The sequence below is a fragment of the Streptomyces minutiscleroticus genome (genome assembly GCF_014650875.1).
Lineage (GTDB): Bacteria > Actinomycetota > Actinomycetes > Streptomycetales > Streptomycetaceae > Streptomyces > Streptomyces minutiscleroticus.
Genome location: NZ_BMVU01000082.1, coordinates 1 through 22652 on the forward strand (window position 1 = coordinate 1; position 22652 = coordinate 22652).

Below are 22652 nucleotides of genomic sequence, written 5' to 3' on the forward strand. Positions count from 1 at the left end.
GGTGTGAGGTGCCCTCTGTCACAGAGGGCACCTCACACCCCTGATTCCGCCGGCAGAGCAGTCGCTCGTCCACGGAGCAAAAAGGGAGGACAGGCAGGGGGCTGCTGCACGGCAGCGACTTCGGCTGTCCCGCCTCCGCGGGGCTGGCCGGCTTCCATGGCCTCTCGCCTGTTGCAAGGGACCTGCCTGGCAAGTGCTGAGCCGTGCTGGGTGCCTGACCGGCAGATCGGCGACGCTAACCTAGGGGTGATCGGCAACGCCGAGACGGGTGTCGGTAGTTGGGCTCGCACGCCGTCTCTTCGGCTTCGCTGCGGCGCCGGAGATCTTCATCCTGAGCATCAAGCCATTGCGTCTGCGGGTTCCTGCCGTGTCATACATGGTCATGCCAATGACTTGAGAAGGTGTGCTGTACGGAGAAGAAGAACCGGGGGAGACGACTGAGATGCCTGAAGGGGCAGACGCACCCACGTCACCGTCCGACGACGTGAGGGAGGAACCGCAGACCAGCACCACCACTTCGGTCCCGTCCCCGCGGACGTCGCTGCGGGACCGGACGAACTGGACGACGCTCGTTGTTCTGCCGCTGCTGGGCGCTATCGCGTTCTGGGCGGTCCAGAGTCTGTGGGGATGGGCCTGGGACAAGGTTTCCGGGCCGCCGGGCCTGACGGCGTACACATCCGGTCCCACCTCCTGCACACCCGCCACGCTTCCCCTCGTGCTGCAGGCAAAGACGGACCAGGCCATCGTGGTCACCGGCGTCGAGGTCACCATCCTGCCCGACACCGCTCCCGCACAGGACGAGGGAAAACCGTCTTCGGGCAACTGCACCGGTACGGTGCACGAACCGGTCTTTGACGCGGACCTCGCGCAAACCCCGGTCCCGGTCGTGCCGGTGGAGAAAAACCCTGAGCCCGACCGCACCGACTTCCCCTTCACCGTTGCCGCCGACAGTCCGAAACAGCTGACCCTCCAGCTGCAGCCCGGTAAGCCAGACGCCCGCTTCTTCCTGAAGGTCGAGTGGGTCGCCGACGGCGAGTACGGCAGCGTGATCCTCGACAACGATGACGACTCCCGTACCAATGACGGCCCCGGTTACCGCGGAGCAGGCTGAGACGACCGAACCCGCTGCGGCACACGGCACCTGCGGCCCGAGTAGGAACCTGCGCTCCACCCCGGGCCGGGGCGGCTGCTACGCGTCGTCCACCAGGTCTTTCAGGAGAGTGCTGTATTCCTCGGGGTGTTCCTCGCGCAGCAGTTGCATCCATACGCGGGCGCCCTGGACGAAGCCGGCGGGGTCCATCTTTTTGTGCAGGTGGTGGACGATGTAGGGCGGGTTGTCGTACGGCAGCCGCTTCGGCTGGCCGGTCTCCGGCTGCTCTGCTACCTCCTCCTGCCCGGCACCAGAGCCGCCCGGCTGGCCTGCCTGCGCAGTCGAGCTATTAACGGCGTTAACGCCGCCTGAGATCTTGAGCGTGTCCCCGGTCGGCGCGCGGGGGGTGTTAACGGCGTTAAGAGTGGTGGAGCCGTCCGTGTCCTCGGTCTGCTTGGGCTGTCGCTGGCGCGGGGTCTTAACGGCGTTAAGAGCCTTCTGGGCTTCTTCTTCCCGCTGCTCCTTGGGCAGGCGGCCGATCCGGCGGGCCGGTTCCACCTTGAGCTCGCCGGTCTCGACCTTCTCCTGCAGCTCGGGGGTGAGTTCCAGCAGTGCCAGGCGCTGGGAGACCCACGCCGGCGTCTTGCCGAGGCGTTTGGCGACCTGGCCTTGGGAGCCGTGGACCTGGACGAGTTCCTGGATGGCTTTGGCCTGGTCCAGTGGGGGGACGTCGACGCGGTGGACGTTGGCGATGAGCGCGGATTCGAGGATGTCCGCGGCCGTGGCGGCGAGGTCGTCGTTCACGTCGATGCGCAGCTCGGCGAGTGCGGCCTGGTGGGCGGCGGCCAGGCGCCGGTTGCCGTCGATGACGACGTACTCGGCCGCACCGACCGCCTCCTCCTGGCCGGGGTGGGCGGCGAGGAAGGCGGCGGTGCGGACCACGGTGACGGGCTGGATCTGCCCCTTGGCCCGCAGCGAGGCGGCGGTCTCCTCGAGGTCTGTGAGGGCCTCGCGCGGGTTGAACGGGTTGTGCACCAGCTGCTCGAGCGCTACGGCGGCGGGTGGGCGGCGGCCTTCGCCGTTCATGATCTGCTGGCGGGCGCGGATCCGGCTCGGCGCAGGCGTGCCGGCCTGCTCGTTGTCGTCGACGCTGAAGCCGCGGGTGATGCGCTGGGCGGAGGGGGGGGGTCATACGGCGAGCTCCTTTGCCAGGTCGCGCATCACCTGCGCGTGTTCGCTGTCCGGGACGTACACCAGCAGCGGGACCTGCCCGTCCGCGGCCTCCCGGCTCTCCTTCAGGTCCCCGATCACCGCGAGCACGGGCGGGGAGCTGCTCTTGTCCCACTCGGTGCGGTTGTTCTGGACGAGCTTGCCGCGCCGGCTGTCGTAGGCGTTGATGATCAGCCCCAGGTAGTCGATCTGGATGCGGCCCTTGGCGCACAGGTCGTCTTTTTGCGCCTTGAGCAGGCGGACCGCGCGGTGACAGGCGCGGTTGGCCCACACCGGGGTGATCACCCCGGAGCGGTCCTCGAGCTCGCCCTCGCGCCGGCGCACGTAATAGAGGGCGGTGTCCATGTTCAGGCCCAGGCTGGGAGGTCCGTCGATGATGATGACGTCGTAGTCCTCCTCCAGCGGCTCCAGCGCGCGCTCCAGGGCGGCCTCGCTGAAGCTCACCTTCGACAGCGCCACATCGCGCAGGAAGGCGTCGTCGCTGGCGGGCAGCAGGTGCAGCCGGCCGCCGAAGACGTCCTCGTCCAGCGCGACCAGGAGGTCGTGGATGTCACCGCGGGCGGTGCCGTCCATGTGCATCATCAGCGTCTCGACCCCGTCCTCGTACATGAGGTCCTCAAAGCCGAGCTCCGCCGTCAGGTGCCCCTGGGGGTCGTAGTCCACCAGCAGCACCCGGTGGCCGGCCTCCGCCAGCGCCTGCGCGATCCCGGAGGACACAAACGTCTTGCCCACCCCGCCCTTCTGGTTGGCCACTATCACCCGCACCACCGGCTGCTTCACCAGCGGCGCCGACGGCGACGGATGCCCCTCCAGCCAGAGGGTCAGCGCCTGCGCCAGCCCCTGCACATAGGTGACCCCGCGCCGGGCGCAGGCGGCCTTGAACCGCTCCGGCTCGCCGACCGGGAGGAAGGTCCCCCAGGTCTTGGCGCCCTCGGTGTCCACCTCCGCCAGGCCCTCGGTCTCGTACCAGGCCTTGATGGCATGTTCAGCCGCGTCCTGGATGTCCATTCCGTGCTCGAAGGCACGGATCTTCAAGTGCCTGCGCAACCGGGGAGTGAGAGCCGTAATTAGCTTCTCCCGCTCCTCTCGAGACCCTGGAGTACTCATAACACCGAACATTACTAGGTCACTGCTCCGGTCCGGCGGACCAACCCACCTCTTCCCGCCCGCCCGGCTCGAAGAGAACGCCCAGCACACCGCCCCGCCCGCCGGGTGCGACGGCGGCAGACCACGCCAACCGGCCCTGGAGGCATGGCCCGTCACATACAGAACCTTTGTCCGAGCAGAACCGGACAGCACCCAAGACACGCCGTCCGCGACCGGTGTCCTGAACTGGCACTATGCACCGCCGTGCACGTGATCCGTTGTCAGTACCGGCCCTCAGCATGGCCACGACACCCAGGGATTGCTGACACGGGGGAGGACCCATGCCCTACATCGAGGAGTACGTACGCGCCGACGGAACACGGGTACGCCGCCACTACCGATGGGCTGCCGGAGCACGCCGGGAAATGACCATCGTCGCGGCGGCCGCGCTGGCCGTCGTCGGCTTCGGCAACACCAGCACCCAGGCCGGCCATGCCACCAGTCCGAGACCGGGGACGGGGCCGGACGTGACCTACCCGATCCGTTTCGACCAGGCCGACGATCACGCGCCCAAGGTTTCGGTGCCGCGGCCCACGGTGTCCTACCCGATCACGTTCGACACCCCCAAGACGAAGCCGCCCGCGCCTCAGCCGTCGGTGTCGTACCCGATCGACTTCTCCACGATGGGCACCACCCGATGACCCGGCGCCTGCCCGCGCGCCGGCGGCCCGCCCGACGCCCCAGCCGGCGCCGCCGACAGCAGCAGGAAACGGAACTGATCGTCATAGGCGTCGCCGCGGTAGCGGCCGTCAGCCTGGTGGTCATGGCGGTCAACTGGCTGCTCGCCCACTGGTGGATCCTCCTCATCGCCGCCGTCCTGGTCCTGCTGGCGGGTGCGGGCTGGTGGCAGCAGCGCACCCAGCGCCTCCAGTGGCAGCAGGCCCAGGCGCGGGCATTGCGGTACGGGATCGCGCAGTTGGACGCTCTTGGCCATCGCCAGTTCGAGCACGCCATCCGGGACCTGATGCACCGCGACGGCTGCACCGACGCTGTCCAGGTCGGCGGCCAGGGCGATCTCGGTGCCGACGTCAAAGCCACCGACCCCTACGGCCGACGCTGGGTCATCCAGTGCAAGCACCGCAAGAACGGCGACCGCGGAGCCGCCGTCGGCACCCCCGACCTGCAAGTCCTCAACGGCACCGGCCGCCCCGTCCACAAAGCCGACGTCGTCGTCATGGTCACCAACGGCAGAATCACCCAGCCCGGCCGCACCTTCGCCCAGCAGCAACGCCTCCACCTCGTCGACCGCCGCGTCCTCGCCGAATGGGCGGCCGGCTCCCGCACCCTGTGGGACCTGCTGCGCGCAGTTCCTGCGCCGCGGCGGCCGACGCCCCGGTCCTAACCTGTCGGAGGTTATGGCCGGTGACCTGTTGCTTTGCCTCTCCGATGCTCAGCTCGCCGGGAGCGGGGCTACCACCGCGGGTGTGGGGAGCAGTGCGATGGCCAGGGCGCGCGGTTGCGTTTCCAAGGCCGTCGCAGCCGAAGCGCAGGCCGGCGCTGGCGAACGTCGACGCCAGGAGGAGCGGGGCCAAGGGCAGGAAGCCGAGCAGGCCGCGTAGAAGGTCGGCGGCTGACTCTCGCGGTGGCGCGCCTGATCTGGGGTGGGGGTGGGCTCCCGCCCAACACGGGGGGCTGGGCGGGAGCCGTGCTGTTCTCTCCGGTGGTTCTTCAGCACGAGAGGACAGCACTGCCTTCCAGACGGGAAGGTACGACGCCGGGGCAGGCGTCCATCTTCTATGGTGCGCCATGCCCGTGGTGCCGCAACGAGAGGTACGTTTTTCGCCGTCAAATGTACTCATTCAGCTGTGATTTGCCGTCCGTGGTGATCGATACAGATTAGTGATCGTGCTCTTCTGCGCAGGCCGCGAGCGTATTTGTTCCGTAATACCATGATCACTTTGAGTGGCAGGTAGTCGACGGTCCATGCTGGGCGTCCTGCTCCCCCGCAGCGCTTCAGCACCGCCGCGGGAGAGCCTTCCAGACCCCTTCGGAGCTGTTTCAGGCTCCTACGGATTACTAGGGAAGGTTCATGCCCAGTAAGCAGGTGATGACCATTGCCGTGCTGGTGGTGGTCTTCGCGTGGAGCACGGTGATGACCGTGCTCGGGCAGCTGGCGGCCGCGGCCGCGCTCCTGCCCTCGCTCGGACTGCTGGTGCAGCAGATCGTCGCCGCGCTCAACGGCACGGAGGCGCGGCGCAACGCGGCGACCGGTACTGCACCGGCTGCGGCGGCAGCCGGAGACCAGGAGCCGCCGCGATGACACCGTCTTTCATGCCCGCGCAGTCCAACGGAGAGCCTCCGAGTCGGCGCGGCCGCCGGCAGGAATCGATCGAGGACCATGTCGGCGCCACTCACCGCGCATGGCTGGAGCTGGTGCGCGAGCGGTTCAGGGAGAGCGGCCTGACCCTGGAGGACCTCGTGAACCTCTCGGGGTACTCCAAGGCCCGCATATCCGAGCTCCTGCGCGGCAAGGGCTACTACCCGCGCTGGCAGATCACCTACAGCGTCGTGCGCTCCCTGAACGTTCCCGTCTGGCCACTGCGCCGCCTGTGGACGGCTGCCGCCCGCGAGGCCAACAAGGACGACGCCTGGATCAGAGACGGCATCCAAGCAGTACTGCTGGAGCCGGAACGACGCCCTGTGGCCCACAAGGCCTTCACCGAGGTCATGGGCCCCGCCTACACCGCCTACGCCCGCGCCCTGCTCCAGGGCGAACAGCGTGCCAAATGGGTCGTCTCGGAAGCCTTCGACATCCTCTGGCTCAGCTGGGACGAAGCCTCCTCCAGCTCCAACATGCGCCGCTACGCATGGCAACTGCTGCGCTCCCGCGTCATGCTGCGCGCCCACCGCCACCACGACGGACACCCCGACCTGCGCGCCGCAGCCTTCTCCACCGTCACCCAGAGCCAGATCGACGACATCGAGGAACGCTTCGCCCACATCGGCAAGATCGCCGACTTCTTCGACGCCATCGCCCGCCTGCACCAGGACCAGCGCGACATCATGATCCTGCGCTACCTGTGCGGCATCGACCCGGACGCCATCCCCAACATCGTCGGCTTCTCCCCGGCCAAGACCCACACCGACGACCACCACGCCCGGTGGGCTTTGAAAAGCGCCTATCCCCGCCACGACAACCGGGAGTGATCACCCCACCATGACCGGCATCGACGACCTGCTCGCCCAGTCCCTCCTGCTACAGGATCCGCAAGTTCCCTCCGACACCGTCCCCTACGAAGACAGCGCCTATCCCACCTGGGAAGACACCCCTATGTGGGACGGCAATAGCCACGACCTGGCCAACGACACGGCCGCGCAACACCTGCGAGCCCTATGTGAGGCGACCGTCGCCCACTGCACCGTCGACGAGCTCACCGACTTCATCACCGACCAACTGCCCGAACCACGCGGCGCCTGGATCCTCGGCTGCGTCCTGCAACTCGCCGACGCCGAAGACGGCGCCCGCTTCTGGTGGCAGTACGCCGCCGGCGCCGGCGACGTCGCAGCCTGCTACTGCCTCTACCTGCACCACCTCGCACGCGGCGACACCTACGCGGCCGCCTTCTGGCAGGAACAGAGCAGGTCCAGTACCCAGCAGGACGCTCTCACCATCAGCACCACCACCGACGACGTCCCGGCCCACAGCGTCAGCGTCGACACGAGCCTGCCCACCCTCCTGCGCATCCTCAGCCGCCTCGCATCCACCACACCCCGCGAGCACACCGAAACCGCCGACGCAGTCATCAGCTTCGTCACCATGTCCGTCACCATCGGCTACGACCGCAACCCCGACTGGGAGATCCCCCTGCCCGGACCGGATTTCGCCGAACACCTGAAAATGATCATTGCCGCCACCCCGGCAAGCCGACAATCCGCCCGTCACGGCAAGTCGCCGGCCGAACATCTGCCCAACCGCCCTGCGCTGGAGGGCGCCACCTGCCGCCTCCTGCGGAGAAGGCGGGCACAGGAACCAGAACACGTCCTCGTCCAGGTCGCCGCGGCTGACGAGTTCGACTCCGCTTTCTTCAAGGAGGCAATCGCCGCCTGCTGGCAGGCAGCCACCGCCGACCGCACCGTCGAGAAAGCAGATGGGCCAGGCGCGCGACTGCGCTACTACCTGACCCGTCGGCCACTTCCTGCACACTGCCGAGCAGCCTCTACCCGAGCCGCCTAGCCATCCTCAACGACGGATGGACCGTGATGACGAGCAGCTGCTATGCCGCCAGGTCTACGGAACCGACCATGACCGGTCGAGCCTACGGCCCGACCGGCGCTACGCCGAACTGATCGGTGACCCGCTGAACGTCGCGCTGCTCGACATCACCGGCTGGACGCGGGACGAGGCCGACACCAGTGTCGCTTGCCACCGAGCTGAGGCAGTTCGGCGCCGGCGGCCGGGCCGACTCGCCCGCCCATCAGGCCAGAGACCTGCTGGGAGGCGTGAGCAGCGCGCCGATCATCGTGCCCCGGCTCTCCCACTCGGGCGGCCGGAGAGCCACCGTACACAGCCACGGTCAGGACGAAATCCTCGGCACCGTCTGCAGCGACCACGACCAGGCCGTGCCCGAGCAGAAGGCCGGCGGCACCGGGCTTTCCCGCTTCCGCGGCTGACGCGCAAGCGGCGACAGCAGCCGGGCAGGACCGTCCTGCCCGGCCGTGGTGGCTACTCCCAGGGCCTCGGCAGCGCGTGCCACAGGACTCTGAGCCAGTCGGGCGGGTTGGTGAGGAACTTGTCCACCAGTCGGGCCGTGATGGACCGGACGGCACCCTGAACGGCGCCTTGGCTTATCGCTGCGGTCAGGCAGGCACCGCCAGCGGGCTGCCGCGGGGTGGGCAGCTGGGCGGGCGCGGGAACGTTGTCCCGGGTCATGATGCTGCTCCCTTGAGCAGAGGAATCGAGGACAGCGGACACCTGTGGTGATGTCGTCCGCGTGGGGGTGGTGCGCGACTCCTCCGTTCTTCCCTCGGAACCCAGCACTTGCAAACAGGGGCTGCGTACTACTTGGTCCTGCAACCGCGTCACGAGCGTTCATCGAAGACCTGCGGCGGCCGAACGGCAGCAGACCAATGCCTCGGAGTACGCCCCTGGCTCGCAGCCGCCGCACATGCGCACCTCAGGCCTGTAGTGCGGCACCAGGGGAGCCGTATGCGCCCGTCTCGCCCGGTTGCGCCATCGTCCAAGCCGCCCGGGCGGGCCGGTGCATAGAATCCGCCCCATGTCGAAGCTTGACGAGCTGCTCGTTGCGATAGCTGCCCTTGTGGAGTCCGGGCAGAGCAATCAGATGTCCCTGACCGTGGTCACCAGTGGTGCTGTCATCACCGGTCGGCTGGCTCCGGAAGCCATGTGGAGGCAGAGAGTGTCGGAGGTGCTGGCGGACTCCGCCGACCTGGGCGAGTTCTCCGCCGTCTTCGACAGCCCCGCGAGGAAGGAGCGACTGCCCACGCATCTGCATTTCCACGTCGCCCGGATCCTGCAGGGTACGGTGGGGATCCCGGAGACAGGCGGGATGTACCGCGTCGCGATCGAGGACGTCAGCGCCTGGACCGTGGGCGACTTCAGCTACTCCGACCACTGACTCACCGACCCACGGCACACAGTGAGGTCCCACCGGCACGCTTCCGTTCTAGTGGTCGTCGCAACACCCCAGTTCAAGGGGTGCGATGGACTTCGAGATCCGGAAAGGTCCGCGGCCTCAGGGGCCCAGGAGGTCGGACACTGAGCGGGAGGAACACCTTCGGCTCGTGGATCTTGGAATAGGGAACACGGAAGCCTGACGGATCATTGGCATCAACCGCCGCACCGGCAAGCGTCGGCTCTATGGCCGGCAGGCATCCGCGAGGTACAGGGCAGCCCCGCCCCTCGTGAACACGGGGCTGCCCTGGCAGGCACCCGAACCCCCGGCTGACCCTGAGGAACCCGTCGGCCCGTCGCGCTACCTCACCAAGGCCGGCCGCATCCACATCGCTGACCGGCTCCGGGACAAGGCGTCCGTCCGGGCCATCGCGGCCGAGCTTGGCCGCAGTCCCTCCACCGAAGCCGGGAGATGCGCCGCAACCGCACGCTCATGCCCAACGGCGGCTGGTCCTACCGCCCGTACGCCGCCCGACGCCGCGCGGACGCCCGCGGACCGCGGCCCCAAGCCCGGCAAGATCGCCCAGCACCCCAGACTGCGGGACTTCCTCCAGGACCACGTGACCCGGCGGTGGAGCCCGGATCAGATCTGCCACGCTACGGGCACGCTTCCCCGACCAGCCGGAGATGCACGTGGTCCACGAGACGATCTACCAGTCGCTTTACGGCCAAGGCCGCGGGGAACTGAGGCGCGAGCTGACCCGGGCCCTGCGGACCGGACGCGCGATAGGCCGCCCGCACCGGCACTCGGCGGCCCGCCGAGTGCGGTTCGTGCACCCCATGGTCATGATCAGCGAACGGCCCGCCGAGGCCGCCGACCGGGCTGTCCCCGGTCACGGGGAAGGCGACCTGATCGTGGGCAAGAACAACGGCTCCGCCATCGGCACCGTGGTCGAACGCAGTCCAACCGCCAGCACCCGCTACCTGATGCTCGTGCACCTCCCACGCGACCACGGTGCCGCCGCTGTCCGCAACGCGCTCACCGAGACCGTCCAGACCCTCCCGCCTCGCCTGATGCCGTCCCTGACCTGGGACCAGGGCATCGAGATGACCTCCCACCGCGCCTTCACCATCACCACGGACATCCCGGTCCACTTCTGCGACCCGGCCAGCCCCTGGCAGTGCGGCTCGAACGGGAACACCAACGGCCGGCTACGGCAGTACTTCCGACTTGTATTGGGGGCAGCGGTCTCTTCCGGCACAGCAGGGACGACCTCGATGCTGTTGCTGCCGAGCTCAACAGCCGCCCACCCAGAAAAACGCTCGACTGGGAGACCCCGGCCGAGCGTCTGTCTAAACTGCTCGCGGCTTGATCAACTCACCGCGGTGTTGCTACGACCCTTGGAATTCGCCCACGCCGGTGGGGCCTCACTGCTCTGGTCGGCTCGCACCTGTCCGTACGTCAGGCGGACAGGGGGAGCGCCGAGCTTGTGGAAGCCGGCCCGTACGGGTCGGCCAGGGGCGCAGATGCGGCGGCAGGGCGGGTGCGGCAGGTGAAGCCGAGTTGGGTCATGGCCCTGAGGACTTCGCCGGTGCTGAAACCACGCCGGTCCTGGCGGGTGACGACCTGGCCGGCCTGCTTGGCGGGGTAATGGCGTCGTCCGATGATGACGAACTCACCGGTGACCAGCTCAGGTGTGACGCCCTTCATCGATTGCACCACGCCGCTCTTGGTCAGGTCGAACGGGAAGCGAGCGATGACACAGCGCAGGATGCCTCCAGGGAGAAGAGAAGACGGGCCCGGACAGGGGTGACGGCGGTTCAGCGAGAGAGGGCGAGGACGCCCAGAGCGTTGCCGTGTCCGTCGGCCACGGGCGGGGCCCCGAGCCGTCGGCAGCGCATCGCACGCTCGGCTTCGGCCCTCGTGGCCAGCGGCGACGTGAAGGGCCCGATCAGGTCGGCGATGTCACGCAGGCGGATCCGGTCCGTGTATCCGGAACCGTCACGAACGGCTGTGAGCCGGTCCCGGGTGACCAGGCCGGTGCACATACCGTCCTCGTCGCAGACGACCAGCTGACCTGTACGGGCGGCGGCCATCACGGACAGTGCCACCTCCACGGTCATGTCCTCCCAGACCTGCGGTCCGGCCGCGTCCGCGGGATCGGCCGCCGTCTGCACGGCGTTGGTACGTGTTGAGCGGCACTGCGTCTGGTCCGGCGTCAAAGGGTGCCTCCTGCGGAGTTGGGCGCTTCCTGACACGAAGGTTCTATGCCGCCGCACCGGCGGTGGACTGCCGTACGGGCGCGCGGCGGGCCGCCGAGACGGGGCGGCGTCGGCCGCGTGAGGTGGCGCCGCGCTTCTTGGGGCGTTCGGCCACCGGTGCGGTGATGACGACCGGGATGCCGGAGGGGGTCTGGGCGCCGGTGATGCGGTGCAGGGCCTCTTCGCCGACGCGGACCTGGGTGGTCTGCGGCACGATGCCGGCCGCTGCCATGAGGCGGGTCATGCCGCGGCGCTGGTCGGGGGTGACCAGGGTGACGACGCTGCCGGACTCTCCTGCGCGGGCGGTACGGCCGCCGCGGTGGAGGTAATCCTTGTGGTCGGTCGGCGGGTCGACGTTGACGACGAGGTCGAGGTTGTCGACGTGGATGCCGCGCGCCGCGACGTTGGTCGCCACCAGCACATTGACGTGTCCGGTCTTGAACTGTGCCAGCGTGCGGGTGCGCTGTGGCTGTGACTTCCCGCCGTGCAGGGCAGCGGCCCGTACCCCGCTGTTCAGGAGGTGTTCGGTGAGGCCGTCGACGGCGTGCTTGGTGTCGAGGAACATGATCACGCGGCCGTCGCGTGCGGCGATCTGGGTGGTGGCCGTGTGCTTGTCGGCGCCGTGAATGTGGAGCACGTGGTGCTCCATCGTCGTGACCGCGCCGGCCGAGGGGTCGACGGAGTGCACGACGGGGTCGCTGAGGTAGCGGCGCACGAGCAGGTCGACGTTACGGTCGAGAGTGGCGGAGAACAGCATGCGCTGGCCTTCGGGGCGGACCTGGTCGAGGAGGGCGGTGACCTGCGGCATGAAGCCCATGTCGGCCATCTGGTCGGCCTCGTCGAGGACGGTGATGGAAACCTGGTTCAGTTGGCAGTCGCCGCGGTCGATGAGGTCTTTGAGGCGTCCCGGTGTGGCGACGGCGATCTCGGCGCCAGCGCGCAGCGCGCTCGCCTGTCGGCCGATCGGCATTCCGCCCACCACCGTGGCCAGCCGCAGCCTCACAGAGCGGGCGTACGGGGCGAGCGCGTCGGTGACCTGCTGCGCCAGCTCACGCGTGGGTACGAGGATCAGCCCCAGCGGCTGCCTCGCCTCGGCGCGCTGCCCGGCCGTACGGGCCAGCAGCGCCAGCCCGAAAGCGAGGGTCTTGCCGGAGCCGGTGCGGCCACGGCCCAGTACGTCCCGGCCGGCGAGAGAATTCGGCAGGGTCGCAGCCTGGATCGGGAAGGGTACGGTCACGCCTTGCGAGCTGAGCGCGCCCAGCATCGCCCCGGGCATGTCGAGATCGGCGAAGCCCTCCACGGCGGGGAGCGCGGGAGTGATCGTCCTGGGCAGCGCAAACTCCCCCTGGGCCGCGGCGGGCCGGCGGCCGTAACCACCGGAACGGCCCGGCCCGCCGGAGCGGCTCCTGGCCGACGAACCGAATCGGCTGCCGCCCCTTCCGGATTCGGCACTGCCGTTACGGGTGCGGGTGAAGCGGTCGTTCGTGCGTGTGCGGTTCATGCGGAACCTTCCTCGATGCGGCACATATCAAGGAATTCCCGCGGCGATCAGCAACACAGAGAATTGCAAGAATGGACCGGTGGAATGCGAAAGCGAATCTGACCGACGAAATCCGTGCGGCACAGGAGCTGGAATGAGTGGCGCGAAGCGGACGCAATGTTCGGGGCGTCCGCCGCGATGAAGGGATGCGTGCACCCCTGAAGGATGCCCCGTATGCGGTGAGCCTACGGGATCCTGGTTGTCGTCCGCAGGCGAGACCACTGCGGGAAAATGCGAGTAGCTGGGGCCCGCACCCCGAAGGACGCGGGTCCCAGCTACAAGTACGCGACAGTCAGCGTCAGGCGATAACGATGTTCTCGGCCGTCGGGCCCTTCTGGCCCTGCGCGATGTCGAAGGTCACCTTCTGGCCCTCCAGCAGCTCGCGGAAGCCCTGGGCGGCAATGTTCGAGTAGTGGGCGAACACATCAGCGCCGCCACCGTCCTGCTCGATGAAGCCGAAGCCCTTTTCCGCGTTGAACCACTTCACGGTACCAGCAGCCATATCATTTCTCCTTTGGGGCAGTGCATCGGGATTCGCACTGTGCGGACCCCGTGTCGCCGCGATGATCACCCCGCCGGGAAAGTCCGGATAACAAAAGTGCTTCCAGTGGCACAGGCGCCGCCCGGAGGACACTTGAAGTTTTGGGAACCACAACTGCAACTGAGATCGACAGTAGCATGCCGAAGCGGCCTGTGTACGGTGAAGAATCCCACCCACTTAAATGCGGTAGAGAATCTGTCTGCCTGTCCCGCTGAAACCTCGGCTCGCGGGCACAGATTTTGACCCAGCCGAAGCTCAAGGTTTCGGGAAGTTTTGGGGGCGCGCCAAGCGTAAGGGCTGCTGCCCCAAGGGATGGTGCGGGCAGGCGTGGAGATCAGGGTGGCTCCGACAAGCGTCACGGCCTGTCTCCGGCGCACGCACGGGAGCGGCTATATCGAAGACCATCAAGGATCAGCCCGTCGAGCAGCTCGGTGGAAACAGCAGCATCCTGGTGCGGCAACGCCGTGAGCACGAGGAAACGGCGTCTGACGGATCAGTACCTGACCCTCGACGACCTTCACCAGCGGGAACGCGTTCTGACACAGGCGGTGCAGCTGGTCTTCAGCCATGCCTTCGTGGAAGAGACGGTGCTGTGGCCCGCCCTACGAGCCTCAGGCCCGGACGGCGAGGAACTGACGACAGCGGCAGTCGTTTTTCACAGCGGTACAGGGCATGCAAGGCGCGCAACACCGGCCGCGTACCCTCGGACAAGGCAGTGCCCTCATCCCGGGATTCCAGTTCGGCGCGCCACCGACCGAGCCAACCGCATCTGGGCCATTCCCCCGGGCGAGTCCCCCGGCTACGCCCCGCCCGCAACGCGCGCACGGGCATGCGCACGTCGCGGGCCACTGCACGGGACGCGCGAGTGGATAGCGCGAGTGCCGGTGAAGCGGTTAGATCGCGGGACTCATCGACTCAGCCGCCGCTCTTGCGCCTGTAGGACCGCTGGCTCGCAGCCGGGCCGTGCGCCGAACGCACCTTCGATGCATCGGACTTGGCGGCAATATCAGCGGCGTCCGCCTGCGCACCGCGCTTGCGCGCCAGGGCTTCGCGGAACTTGCGCTTGAGGTCGTAGTTGCCGTCGCTGTCCGGCTCCAGAGGGGATGTCTCGGGGGCAGCCGGCTCCGAACCTTCCGTAGATACGGGCTCTGCGGTCATGGTGACCTCCTGGGTTCGGGGGTGGGCAAGCACAGCTTGTCATGCTGGGCGCAGTGCGAGGCGCCGGCAACATCATTCTGCTCCGTTTTCGGCGGGTATCCCTCTCGCGGCCGTAGGCGGTGACTTCGTGGGTGAGGCGCACATGACGGCTTCGGGCTGGGCCGAGGGTTGCCGATCCCGTGGCCGGGCTGCCAGGGCAACGGCTTTCAGCCGTTGCGACGCACGAGGGCGGCCTTGCGGGCCTCGGCGAGCTTGCGGGCCTCGCCGGCCTTTCGGGACTTGCCGCCGGCGCCGCGGGAGGTGCCCTTGCTGGTGCCGAGGCCGCGGAAGGGAGCGTTGGTGTTCTTGGGTCGGGGGACGGCGGACCCGCCGTCGAGCGGGATCCCGGAGGGAGTCTTGGCGCCGGTGATCCGGCTCAGCTCTGCCTCGCCCGAGCGCACCTTGGTGACGGTCGCCTCGATGCCGGCCCCGGCCATCATGCGGCTCGTCTCGCGGCGCTGGCCCGCCAGCACGAGCGTGACCACGCTGCCGGACTCACCGGCGCGGGCGGTGCGGCCCGCCCGGTGCACATAGTCCTTGACGTCGGTGGGCGGGTCGACGTTGACCACGAGATCGAGATCGTCGACGTGCAGGCCACGGGCCGCGACATTGGTCGCCACCAGAACGGTGAGCTGGCTGTTCCTGAACTGCGCCAGGGTCCGTGTGCGCTGTGGCTGGGACTTGCCGCTGTGCAGGGCCCCGGCGTGCACCCCGCTCGCCCGCAGATGCCGGGTGAGCTGGTCGACAGCGTGCTTGGTGTCGAGGAACAGCAGGACACGGCCGTCGCGGGCGGCGATCTCGGTGGTGACGGCGTAGCGGTCGGGTCCGTGGACGACCAGGACGTGGTGTTCCATCGTCGTGACCGTGCCCGCGGACGGGTCGACCGAGTGGACGACGGGGTCGTGGAAGTAGCGGCGGACCAGCTGGTCGACGTCGCGATCCAGGGTGGCCGAGAACAGCATCCGCTGACCGTCGGGGTGCACCTGCTCGAGCACGTCGGCAACCTGCGGCAGGAATCCCAAGTCGCACATCTGGTCGGCCTCGTCCAGCACGGTGATTCTCACCCGTCCCAGGCGGCAGGCGTTGCGCTCGATCAGGTCGTGCAGGCGTCCGGGGGTGGCGACGACCACCTCTGCTCCCTGGCGCAGCGCGGCGACCTGCCGGCCGATCGACGTTCCGCCGACGACCGTGGCGATCCGCAGCCGCAGTGCCTCGGCGTACGGCGCCAGCGCCTGGGTGACCTGTTGGGTCAGTTCCCGGGTAGGCACCAGGATCAGAGCAAGGGGCTGCTTCGGTTCCGCGCGACGCCCGGCCGTCCGTGCGAGCAGCGGCAGGCCGAAGGCGAGCGTCTTGCCCGAGCCGGTGCGCCCGCGTCCCAGGATGTCGCGCCCCTCCAGGGCATCGGGCAGTGTGGCGGCCTGGATCGGAAAGGGTTCGCGCACCCCGAGTTCGCCAAGTGTCCGCAGCACCTCCGTCGGCAGTTCCAGACCGGCGAAGGTGACGGTCGGGGGCGACGCCGGGGTCGTTGCCTCGGGCTGGGCAGGACTGCCGTGCGCGATGCCGGAGTCATTGGGACGCTTCATAAACAGCCTTCCGCAGGGGAACGTACCGAGGAAGGCCCGGCAGGTTTGAACAGCCCACGCACAAGCCGAGCGGAACAGGCAGAATCGCCCACCGCGACGACCACGCAAACGCGTGAGACTAACACATGGCATAACCTCGCGCCGCTGATACCGAGGTCGTGTCCCCTCATGTGGTATACTAGCGATCACTGCAAAGTTGCAGGTCGCGCCGGCCATCAGAGGCGCCCGCGACTTTCGTGGCCCGACGGACCGTCAGCCTGCGCCGTCGACACAGATGATCGACGACTCATGCCGAGGGGCAGGCACGAAAGCTGCTCCTGCGAAGATCGCTGCTACACCACGCCGCAGGACACCATCCGTCGCCCTTAGCCTGACGGCCGGTCGGCGCAATGCACGCGCGGAAGGTCACCGATACCCTCACCGCGTTCTTGCAGACGCCGCCGGAGCCGATGCTGCCCGGCCCCCGCACCGCTCCGGATGCCGCGCCGCGCGTCTTGGCCGAACGCCCGCCGGGCCTGGGACCGCTGACCGCCTGGACCACGGAGGTCACCCTGCCCGCGGCGGGCACGTTCGCCTCGCCCGCCCGCGGCTTCCCGCGCGCCGATCTCGTCTATGCCCTGCCCGGCGCCGCGCCGCAGCTGCTGTTCGTGGAGGTCGACAACGGCACCGAGAGCCCGGAGGTGCTGGCGGACAAGGTGGCCCGCTACGCGGCGTTCTTCAAGCGCCCGGCGGACTCCCGGCGCCCCGCCCATGCCAGCACGGGGCCGGCGCTGTGGCACACCGTCTGGCCCCACGCCGCCCCCGAGGACAGACGGCGCCTCGCGCATCCTCCGGTGGCGGTGGTGTTCACCCAGGACACCGGACCTTAAGGCGCTGCGCAACCGCATGACGGCCCTGGGACGCCTCTCCCACGCCCTCTGGAAGGGCGTCTGGCACCGGTGGCCCAGGCCGTCGGAGATCGGCGGTGAGGACGGCTACCAGGACTTCGCCGGCCGTATCCCGCTCCTGGCGACCTCGCTGCGCCTGCTGGCCGCCAAGGGCCCGCACGGGGCGGTGTGGTGGCGTTATGGCCACAGCGAGTGGGAGACCCTCGATGTCGCCCTGGCCGACCCCGACGACCGCGATGCTTACCGCCAGCGCGGAAGTCGACCGCAGCCGCGCTCAGGAGATCCGCGAACAATGGGCTGCCGAGGCCCAAGCTGAAGCCGAGGCCGCCCGCCGGCGCCGCGAGGCGAGAGCCTGGCCCTGCCCCGGATGCGGCCGCCCCCTCCACCCCCACCCCGACTTCCAGATGGGCGATCGCTGCGCCGCGTGCGCCCGGGAACTGGCCGAGGCCCGGGCCGGGCAGGAGGAGGCGGAAGCAGTTGCTCGGCCGCGGCGGCTGTTCGGTCGCCGCACCTACGCACAGGGCGTCTGGTGGGATGTTTCTCGCGGGTCCGGCCCGCACCGTCGGGCGGGCCGGACCACGCGCCTCGACCACGACGTGCCCTCCCGCACACCGCCAAGCGGCGAAGGCCGGCCGAGGCGTCTAGGACGCTGTTTTCACGTTTGCGCTGTACGGCTGTGGACACTATCCGCAGCACGCCGCGGTGTCCGCTACGCCGTGCGGACGTGCCGCGTCTGGACGGCCGGCCCGCCACGTCGTTCCGGGGTGGCCGTGAGGCGGTCTCCACCGTGACAGGGCGGGGGTCTGGCGGGCGGGTGCGGGGGCGAGTAGATATAGCTATAGGTCAGTGCGTGGCCGGGTGGTTTCCACCCAGTCCCCGTGCGTGCTTGTCCGGTTGCGGTCGCTGACACCGATCACCCGGAAAGCCTTCTGATCATGCCTGCTTCCACTTCTGATCCACCCGGCGGGGGAGAGCCCGCCGTTCTGCCGCGTGAGCGGCGGGTGACGGCGGCGTTGATCGATCTGGCCGATGTGCTGGTCGTGGATTTCGATCCGGCGGAGTTCCTCTATCGGGTCACCGAGCACTGCATGAATCTGCTGGACATCAGTGATGCCGGGGTGATGCTCGCCGCAGCCGGTGCGCCGTTGCAGTTGGTGGCGGCGTCCTCGGAGCGGATGCGGGCGGTGGAGCTGTTCGAGCTCGACGCCCGCGCCGGCCCCTGCCTGACCGCCTACCGCGAGGGCAGGTCCATCGACCACACGCCGCTGGACGCCTCCCCGGTGCGCTGGCCCGAGTTCAGCGCGCATGCCTATCGGGCGGGTTACCGCTGCGTGCACGCCACCCCGATCCGGCTGCGCACCGACACCATCGGCGTACTGAACCTCTTCCGCCGCACCCCGGAAGTGCTGGGCGAGGCCGACCGGCACCTGTCGAGGGCCCTGGCCGATGCCACCACGATCTCCCTGGTCCAGCAGGCATCCTTGGACCACCAGCGCACCGTCAACCGCCAGCTGCAGCGCGCCCTGGACAGCCGCAGCGCCATCGAACAGGCCAAGGGCTTCCTCGCCTCCACCCGCGGCACCGACCCGGGCACCGCCTTCGAACAGCTGCGCGCTCACGCCCGCCGTCATCGCATCCGCCTGGCCGACCTGTCCCGTGACGTGGTCGCCGGAGCCGTCACCCTGCCCCCCCGACAGCACCGGCGAACAGCCAGGAAAATCCGGACCGAAGAAGCAGGACCCGCGGAACAACGGACCGTGATCGCTATCGACGCCCGTGGCCCCCGATGCATGGTCCGGGAAGCCCTCCGCCACGCCACCCGCAGAACACGACCCTGCCGACCACAGCACCCCAACCGCCCCGCCCCGACCCCCTCCACCGGATACCCCAGCACAGGTCACCGGGCCCGTCTTGTGCGCAGAAGACAGGAGAAAACAGCGCGGCTCCTGCGCCCCGTGCGGGCCGTGAAGGCCCCTGACGGGCCGGGGCCGTGGTCTGGTTGCGACAACTGTTGCGAATCCTCTTGCGTTACCTGTTGCGCATCCTCTTGCGACAACTGTTGCACCTCACGTCCGCCCGCCCCACGCATCTCTGCAGGTCAGGGTGCATTTTTCGTGTGGTCTGCAGGTCTGACATCCCCCTGTGCACCCCTCGCCACCGCCCCGCCCGCAGAAAAGAGAGGGAGGGCGGGACCGTGGCGAGCGGCTGCCCAGGGGGATCGGGCGCGAGAGGGCTCTTCTGGCGCGTCGGCAGGGCCTCCGCGCGCGTGGGGGAGGGGCGGCGGCGGGGCCGCCACAGGGCGCCTGGACGGCCGGAAGACGGCTTCCCGAACAGGCGACGCAGGACGCTTCCGGCCGACTCTTTTCGCCAGCACGGGCTCACAACTTTGATCTCAGTCGCGACAGTGCGGGGCCGGCCTAGCCCCGGCCGAGGCGGTGCCCACCTCCGTACCCGCGACCAGTCACGAACGGGACGCCTTTTCCCACAGCCGCCCTGCACTGCGCTTTGCACGGGATCCTGCGCGGCGTGCCGCAGGGCGCCCTGCGTGGGACCCTGCGCGGCGCCCTGCACTCACCCTTCCCGATCTTCGTGCGTATTCGCAGGTCAGCACGCATTTTTGGCGTAGTCAGCGAGGCTGACATCCCCTTGGCTGGCCCCTGCTGTCCGTATCTGGTGGTGGGGTGGTGGGTGGACCGGGCGGCAGGGGCGGTGCTTCGGGGATCAGGCGCTCGGGGTGTCCTTGCGCGACGGCCGGGGCCTTCGCGCCAAGGGGCCGGCCTCCAGCGGATGTTAGGAGCACTGAAACCCGGCGCGGCGCCGGGCGGGCATGTGATGATCGCAGCGGGTGGTCCGTGGCGGTAAAGACGGAGTCGCCACGGACCACTTTCATGGCCGGGCAGTTTTTGTGCGTGGGTTGTAACCGTGACTTCACCGTCGCTCCGCCCTCACAGTACGTCGCCCGCCCCGTACACCATGGGTCGGGCGACGTACTGTAGGAATGCTCATGGCACAGGCGCTTGAGATCAGATGTAGTGACGCCACCAGTAGAGGGAGTGTCTGACCAACGACACTCCCCCGCCTCCGGCTGGGCCACTCAGATTTTTCTGATGCGCGACGGGCTTTGAGGTACCACTCTTGTGGCTAGGCTTCCAGAGCTGACGATCGAGGGGGGACGATGAGCGGCGCGCAGATCTCTGTTGTCGTACGGGGTGTTGTGGCGGATCAGGCACCTGAGGAGTTGGACACGGCAGAAGCCTTGCTGCAGCAAGATAATGCTGAGGTCATGCGGGTGTTGTCGTATAAGAACAAGGACAGTGAACTCGGCTTTGGTCTGGGCGAGGTGGCTGTACTGGTAACACCGCTGGTGTGGCTGGTGCTACAGCAGTTCGCGCAGGAATTGGCCGGCGCATCGGCGCGCACGGCGACCAGTCGGTTGGCCGCACTGTGGAACAGACTGCGAGGCCGACAGTCGGAGACTGTGGCGGCCCTGCCTCCACTAAAAGATGCGCACTATGACAAACTGTACAACATCGTCAAAGAGCGAGCCCGTGAGGCCGGGATGGATACTAAAGCGGCCGAGAACCTCGCGGCGAGCGTCATAAGCCACATCGCGCGCAACCAGTAAGAGGGTTGGGAACCGTGTTGCCGCCGACGCAGCGACCCGATGGCAAATGGACTCCACAGGCGAATGCCTACTACCGGGCAATGAGCGGAGGAACAACCCGCAAATTTGTACTCTTACTCCTGCTGCTGACCACATCCGGACTGCATCTGCTCAACACAGCCGCCCAGACACTGCTCTGGCAGTCTGCATATGAGCCGTGCGTCAGAGCCTTCGATCACGCCGTTGTTCCTGAGCTGCGCGGAACGTTCGCAGAAAGGCTGCTGAAAACCGACCGCCAATATTCTCTTGAGTGGCGGTTTGCCGAGCCCTGCCAGGACCGCCTGGGGTCCTGGTCGTCCGCGATCGCCGTGGCGGGTGTTGCGACAATTCTCCTCATGGCCTTCGCGGTATTCTGGTTCCTTCCAAGTTGGCGCCTGCGCCGCAAGGTTCCGGTGCTTCCCTATTCTCACAAGCTACCCGGCGTTACGCTAAGGCGGTACTGGGAAGGAAACGGGCACCGCCCAGACCCGTGGTTTATTTCTCTTAATGACGAACAGTGTAAGAAACCGGTAAGCCTGTACGAAAAGCTGGAGAGTTTGCGCACAGAGTGCCAGCTTTCGGTCAGGCCCAGGTACGTCATCGACCCCGGAGGTCGCAGCAAGTCGGCGGTAGTATTCGGCCGCCCTGGCCTGCTTGTCCTGTGTCTCAACAACGGCCTGATGAAATCCCTCAAAGAAGAGCCCGAAATTTTCGAATCGGTAATCCTTCACGAATTCGCTCATATTCGCAATCGAGACGTCGGTATTGCATATGCCACCGTTTCGCTGTGGCGCTGCTGGGTGGCGATGTGTATCATTCCATGGGTAGTTCACTGGGTCTGGGTGCAGTTCACGGATGGCTTTTACTGGGCGATCGAGTACAAAAATATCGGCACGGCGTTATTGGGCCTGATATTCACTTTGGCAGGCCGCTTAGTCCGGGCGGATGTGTTGCGAAACCGGGAAATTTGCGCGGATTTAGATGCTCTCCGATGGGGCGCCGACATTCAGCTATGGAAAAATGCGGCTGACTCGGAGCGCCAGAATGTGCGCAGGCTACATCGCTGGTGGCGCCACCTGTGGCGGTTTCATCCGCACTGGCAGAAACGTTACGATATCCTGTACGAAGTGGAACGGGGTTTCTACGAAAATTATCGATGGGTTCCTTCCTTTTCGCAGGGACTGCTCTTCATTTTTGGAGTCTTCTCGCTAGGATTTGCTGTGGTGAATGATCAATTTCCCCCTCTATGGGGGCCTGCCTACTCAATATTCTTTTACAGCGCTGTTTTGCTACCCGTAGTGACTCAAGCGGCTGCGCTAGGGGAAAAGGGCGGAACGCCCCTGCGGAAAAAGCAGGAAGCTCCGGTGCAACCGTCTAATATCAAGCAAGCGGTCGTCCCACTGCTGGCGGTGCTGATTCTTGTAGTGGTGCTATCTATTCTGCTTCCCATGGATCGTTTCTGAGATCACTCATCATATAGTGACCGACAATACGGTAGGGCCCAAAATCCTAAGTGCCGCCAAAAGCGTAGAAGCCGTGGAAGCGCGAGACCCAGAAAAAATCTGCCATGAAAGTCCGGAGTCTTCTCGGATACTAATATTTCCGGCACCTTCAGCGAAGTGTTCGGCGTCATGTCACGCCCACTGAACGCCCAGCTCGGCGAGCGCGGCGCGCTGGTCGGAGGTGAGCTTGCCCCGCCGTGCTTTGGTGTTGGAGATCCAGACACCCAGTTTGTGCTGGTGCTCCTGGCCGTCGATGACGATCTGAAGTTCCCCCCTGATCACGGACAGCGGATGTTTACGCTGCGGGGGTGAGGTCTTGGGTGAAGTTCCCCCAAGGCCGGGTAGTTAGCGTTTTCGCAGGGCACGCAAGGGAGTTGAGAAAGTCCTGACACGGAGCAACGGAGCTCGTTGGTACAGGCAGTCGTCCAAGACAGCTTGTTCCCGAAGGAGCTCCGTTGC

Annotated in this window: 23 protein-coding genes and 1 pseudogene; 14 read left to right on the forward strand and 10 right to left on the reverse strand. The window is 67.5% G+C overall.

What is annotated here, in order from left to right; translation table 11 throughout:
- Window positions 1-484 precede the first annotated feature (484 nt).
- Window positions 485-1111: a hypothetical protein gene (locus IE271_RS36660; RefSeq protein ID WP_190194801.1), complete on the forward strand. Its 627-nt coding sequence runs from the start codon at window positions 485-487 to the stop codon at window positions 1109-1111.
- 78 nt (window positions 1112-1189) lie between these two features.
- Here IE271_RS36660 and IE271_RS36665 read toward each other — a convergent pair whose 3' ends face one another.
- Window positions 1190-2176, reverse strand: a complete 987-nt coding sequence (locus tag IE271_RS36665; protein WP_190194802.1) for a ParB/RepB/Spo0J family partition protein — start codon at window positions 2174-2176, stop codon at window positions 1190-1192.
- A 102-nt stretch (window positions 2177-2278) separates the two neighbouring features.
- Window positions 2279-3367, reverse strand: a complete 1089-nt coding sequence (locus IE271_RS36670) for a ParA family protein (protein ID WP_444546149.1) — start codon at window positions 3365-3367, stop codon at window positions 2279-2281.
- Window positions 3368-3831: 464 nt separating this feature from the next.
- Here IE271_RS36670 and IE271_RS36675 point away from each other — a divergent pair, with 464 nt between their 5' ends.
- The 6 genes from IE271_RS36675 (at window position 3832) to IE271_RS44120 (ending at window position 8077) form a co-directional block, all read left to right on the forward strand.
- Window positions 3832-4107: a hypothetical protein gene (locus IE271_RS36675; RefSeq protein WP_229919836.1), complete on the forward strand. Its 276-nt coding sequence runs from the start codon at window positions 3832-3834 to the stop codon at window positions 4105-4107.
- Window positions 4104-4808 carry a restriction endonuclease gene (locus IE271_RS36680; protein ID WP_190194805.1) on the forward strand — a complete coding sequence of 235 codons (705 nt, stop codon included), beginning with the start codon at window positions 4104-4106 and terminating at the stop codon, window positions 4806-4808. Before IE271_RS36675 ends, IE271_RS36680 begins: the two co-directional genes overlap by 4 nt.
- A gap of 687 nt (window positions 4809-5495) precedes the next feature.
- Window positions 5496-5726: a hypothetical protein gene (locus tag IE271_RS36685; protein ID WP_190194806.1), complete on the forward strand. Its 231-nt coding sequence runs from the start codon at window positions 5496-5498 to the stop codon at window positions 5724-5726.
- The gene (locus IE271_RS36690) at window positions 5723-6613 is read left to right on the forward strand and encodes an XRE family transcriptional regulator (RefSeq protein ID WP_190194807.1); all 891 of its coding nucleotides are present in this window, start codon (window positions 5723-5725) and stop codon (window positions 6611-6613) included. The genes IE271_RS36685 and IE271_RS36690 overlap by 4 nt, the downstream gene beginning before the upstream one ends.
- A 10-nt stretch (window positions 6614-6623) precedes the next feature.
- Complete coding sequence (locus IE271_RS36695) at window positions 6624-7640, forward strand: DUF6207 family protein (protein WP_190194808.1); 1017 nt, start codon at window positions 6624-6626, stop codon at window positions 7638-7640.
- 179 nt (window positions 7641-7819) lie between these two features.
- Complete coding sequence (locus IE271_RS44120) at window positions 7820-8077, forward strand: hypothetical protein (protein ID WP_373308896.1); 258 nt, start codon at window positions 7820-7822, stop codon at window positions 8075-8077.
- 52 nt (window positions 8078-8129) lie between these two features.
- Here the strand turns inward: IE271_RS44120 and IE271_RS36705 are convergent, their stop codons facing one another.
- Window positions 8130-8336: a hypothetical protein gene (locus IE271_RS36705; protein ID WP_190194809.1), complete on the reverse strand. Its 207-nt coding sequence runs from the start codon at window positions 8334-8336 to the stop codon at window positions 8130-8132.
- 346 nt (window positions 8337-8682) lie between these two features.
- On the opposite strand from IE271_RS36705, the gene IE271_RS36710 reads away from it, so the two are divergent.
- Window positions 8683-9042: a hypothetical protein gene (locus IE271_RS36710; protein ID WP_190194810.1), complete on the forward strand. Its 360-nt coding sequence runs from the start codon at window positions 8683-8685 to the stop codon at window positions 9040-9042.
- A gap of 85 nt (window positions 9043-9127) precedes the next feature.
- Window positions 9128-10411, forward strand: a pseudogene (locus IE271_RS36715) (IS30 family transposase).
- Window positions 10412-10500: 89 nt separating this feature from the next.
- Here IE271_RS36715 and IE271_RS36720 read toward each other — a convergent pair.
- From IE271_RS36720 to IE271_RS36745, 6 genes are all read right to left on the reverse strand, one after another.
- Window positions 10501-10809, reverse strand: a complete 309-nt coding sequence (locus IE271_RS36720) for an SCO5918 family protein (RefSeq protein ID WP_190194820.1) — start codon at window positions 10807-10809, stop codon at window positions 10501-10503.
- 50 nt (window positions 10810-10859) lie between these two features.
- The gene (locus IE271_RS36725; RefSeq protein WP_190194811.1) at window positions 10860-11261 is read right to left on the reverse strand and encodes a CBS domain-containing protein; all 402 of its coding nucleotides are present in this window, start codon (window positions 11259-11261) and stop codon (window positions 10860-10862) included.
- Window positions 11262-11304: 43 nt separating this feature from the next.
- Window positions 11305-12801 (reverse strand): DEAD/DEAH box helicase, encoded by a 1497-nt coding sequence (locus IE271_RS36730; RefSeq protein ID WP_190194812.1) that lies wholly within the window; start codon window positions 12799-12801, stop codon window positions 11305-11307.
- 337 nt (window positions 12802-13138) lie between these two features.
- Window positions 13139-13342 carry a cold-shock protein gene (locus tag IE271_RS36735; protein ID WP_048455366.1) on the reverse strand — a complete coding sequence of 68 codons (204 nt, stop codon included), beginning with the start codon at window positions 13340-13342 and terminating at the stop codon, window positions 13139-13141.
- Between the two features lie 954 nt (window positions 13343-14296).
- Window positions 14297-14539, reverse strand: coding sequence for a DUF5302 domain-containing protein (locus IE271_RS36740; RefSeq protein ID WP_190194813.1), 243 nt, complete (start codon window positions 14537-14539; stop codon window positions 14297-14299).
- Between the two features lie 206 nt (window positions 14540-14745).
- Window positions 14746-16161 (reverse strand): DEAD/DEAH box helicase, encoded by a 1416-nt coding sequence (locus IE271_RS36745; protein WP_190194814.1) that lies wholly within the window; start codon window positions 16159-16161, stop codon window positions 14746-14748.
- Between the two features lie 428 nt (window positions 16162-16589).
- On the opposite strand from IE271_RS36745, the gene IE271_RS36750 reads away from it, so the two are divergent.
- The 5 genes from IE271_RS36750 to IE271_RS36770 all read left to right on the forward strand — a co-directional run bounded on the left by IE271_RS36750 (window position 16590) and on the right by IE271_RS36770 (window position 22154).
- The gene (locus tag IE271_RS36750; protein ID WP_190194815.1) at window positions 16590-17030 is read left to right on the forward strand and encodes a replication-relaxation family protein; all 441 of its coding nucleotides are present in this window, start codon (window positions 16590-16592) and stop codon (window positions 17028-17030) included.
- Window positions 17031-17046: 16 nt separating this feature from the next.
- Window positions 17047-17364, forward strand: coding sequence for a hypothetical protein (locus IE271_RS36755; protein WP_190194816.1), 318 nt, complete (start codon window positions 17047-17049; stop codon window positions 17362-17364).
- 772 nt (window positions 17365-18136) lie between these two features.
- Window positions 18137-19438, forward strand: a complete 1302-nt coding sequence (locus IE271_RS36760) for an ANTAR domain-containing protein (RefSeq protein WP_229919839.1) — start codon at window positions 18137-18139, stop codon at window positions 19436-19438.
- Between the two features lie 785 nt (window positions 19439-20223).
- The gene (locus IE271_RS36765) at window positions 20224-20673 is read left to right on the forward strand and encodes a hypothetical protein (protein WP_190194818.1); all 450 of its coding nucleotides are present in this window, start codon (window positions 20224-20226) and stop codon (window positions 20671-20673) included.
- Window positions 20674-20687: 14 nt separating this feature from the next.
- Window positions 20688-22154, forward strand: a complete 1467-nt coding sequence (locus tag IE271_RS36770; protein ID WP_190194819.1) for a M56 family metallopeptidase — start codon at window positions 20688-20690, stop codon at window positions 22152-22154.
- A 171-nt stretch (window positions 22155-22325) separates the two neighbouring features.
- On the opposite strand, the gene IE271_RS36775 is transcribed toward IE271_RS36770, so the two are convergent.
- Window positions 22326-22475: a helicase associated domain-containing protein gene (locus tag IE271_RS36775; RefSeq protein ID WP_229919837.1), complete on the reverse strand. Its 150-nt coding sequence runs from the start codon at window positions 22473-22475 to the stop codon at window positions 22326-22328.
- Between the last annotated feature and the right edge of the window lie 177 nt (window positions 22476-22652).

Coding starts and splice junctions, on each gene's coding strand:
- IE271_RS36760 (WP_229919839.1), top strand. CDS start 18,137: ATGAATCTGCTGGACATCAGTGATGCCGGGGTGATGCTCGCCGCAGCC.
- IE271_RS36765 (WP_190194818.1), top strand. CDS start 20,224: ATGAGCGGCGCGCAGATCTCTGTTGTCGTACGGGGTGTTGTGGCGGAT.
- IE271_RS36710 (WP_190194810.1), top strand. CDS start 8,683: ATGTCGAAGCTTGACGAGCTGCTCGTTGCGATAGCTGCCCTTGTGGAG.
- IE271_RS36740 (WP_190194813.1), bottom strand. CDS start 14,539: ATGACCGCAGAGCCCGTATCTACGGAAGGTTCGGAGCCGGCTGCCCCC.
- IE271_RS36690 (WP_190194807.1), top strand. CDS start 5,723: ATGACACCGTCTTTCATGCCCGCGCAGTCCAACGGAGAGCCTCCGAGT.
- IE271_RS36755 (WP_190194816.1), top strand. CDS start 17,047: ATGACGGCCCTGGGACGCCTCTCCCACGCCCTCTGGAAGGGCGTCTGG.
- IE271_RS36685 (WP_190194806.1), top strand. CDS start 5,496: ATGCCCAGTAAGCAGGTGATGACCATTGCCGTGCTGGTGGTGGTCTTC.
- IE271_RS36745 (WP_190194814.1), bottom strand. CDS start 16,161: ATGAAGCGTCCCAATGACTCCGGCATCGCGCACGGCAGTCCTGCCCAG.
- IE271_RS36695 (WP_190194808.1), top strand. CDS start 6,624: ATGACCGGCATCGACGACCTGCTCGCCCAGTCCCTCCTGCTACAGGAT.
- IE271_RS36705 (WP_190194809.1), bottom strand. CDS start 8,336: ATGACCCGGGACAACGTTCCCGCGCCCGCCCAGCTGCCCACCCCGCGG.
- IE271_RS36730 (WP_190194812.1), bottom strand. CDS start 12,801: ATGAACCGCACACGCACGAACGACCGCTTCACCCGCACCCGTAACGGC.
- IE271_RS36680 (WP_190194805.1), top strand. CDS start 4,104: ATGACCCGGCGCCTGCCCGCGCGCCGGCGGCCCGCCCGACGCCCCAGC.
- IE271_RS36675 (WP_229919836.1), top strand. CDS start 3,832: ATGACCATCGTCGCGGCGGCCGCGCTGGCCGTCGTCGGCTTCGGCAAC.
- IE271_RS36735 (WP_048455366.1), bottom strand. CDS start 13,342: ATGGCTGCTGGTACCGTGAAGTGGTTCAACGCGGAAAAGGGCTTCGGC.
- IE271_RS36665 (WP_190194802.1), bottom strand. CDS start 2,176: ATGAACGGCGAAGGCCGCCGCCCACCCGCCGCCGTAGCGCTCGAGCAG.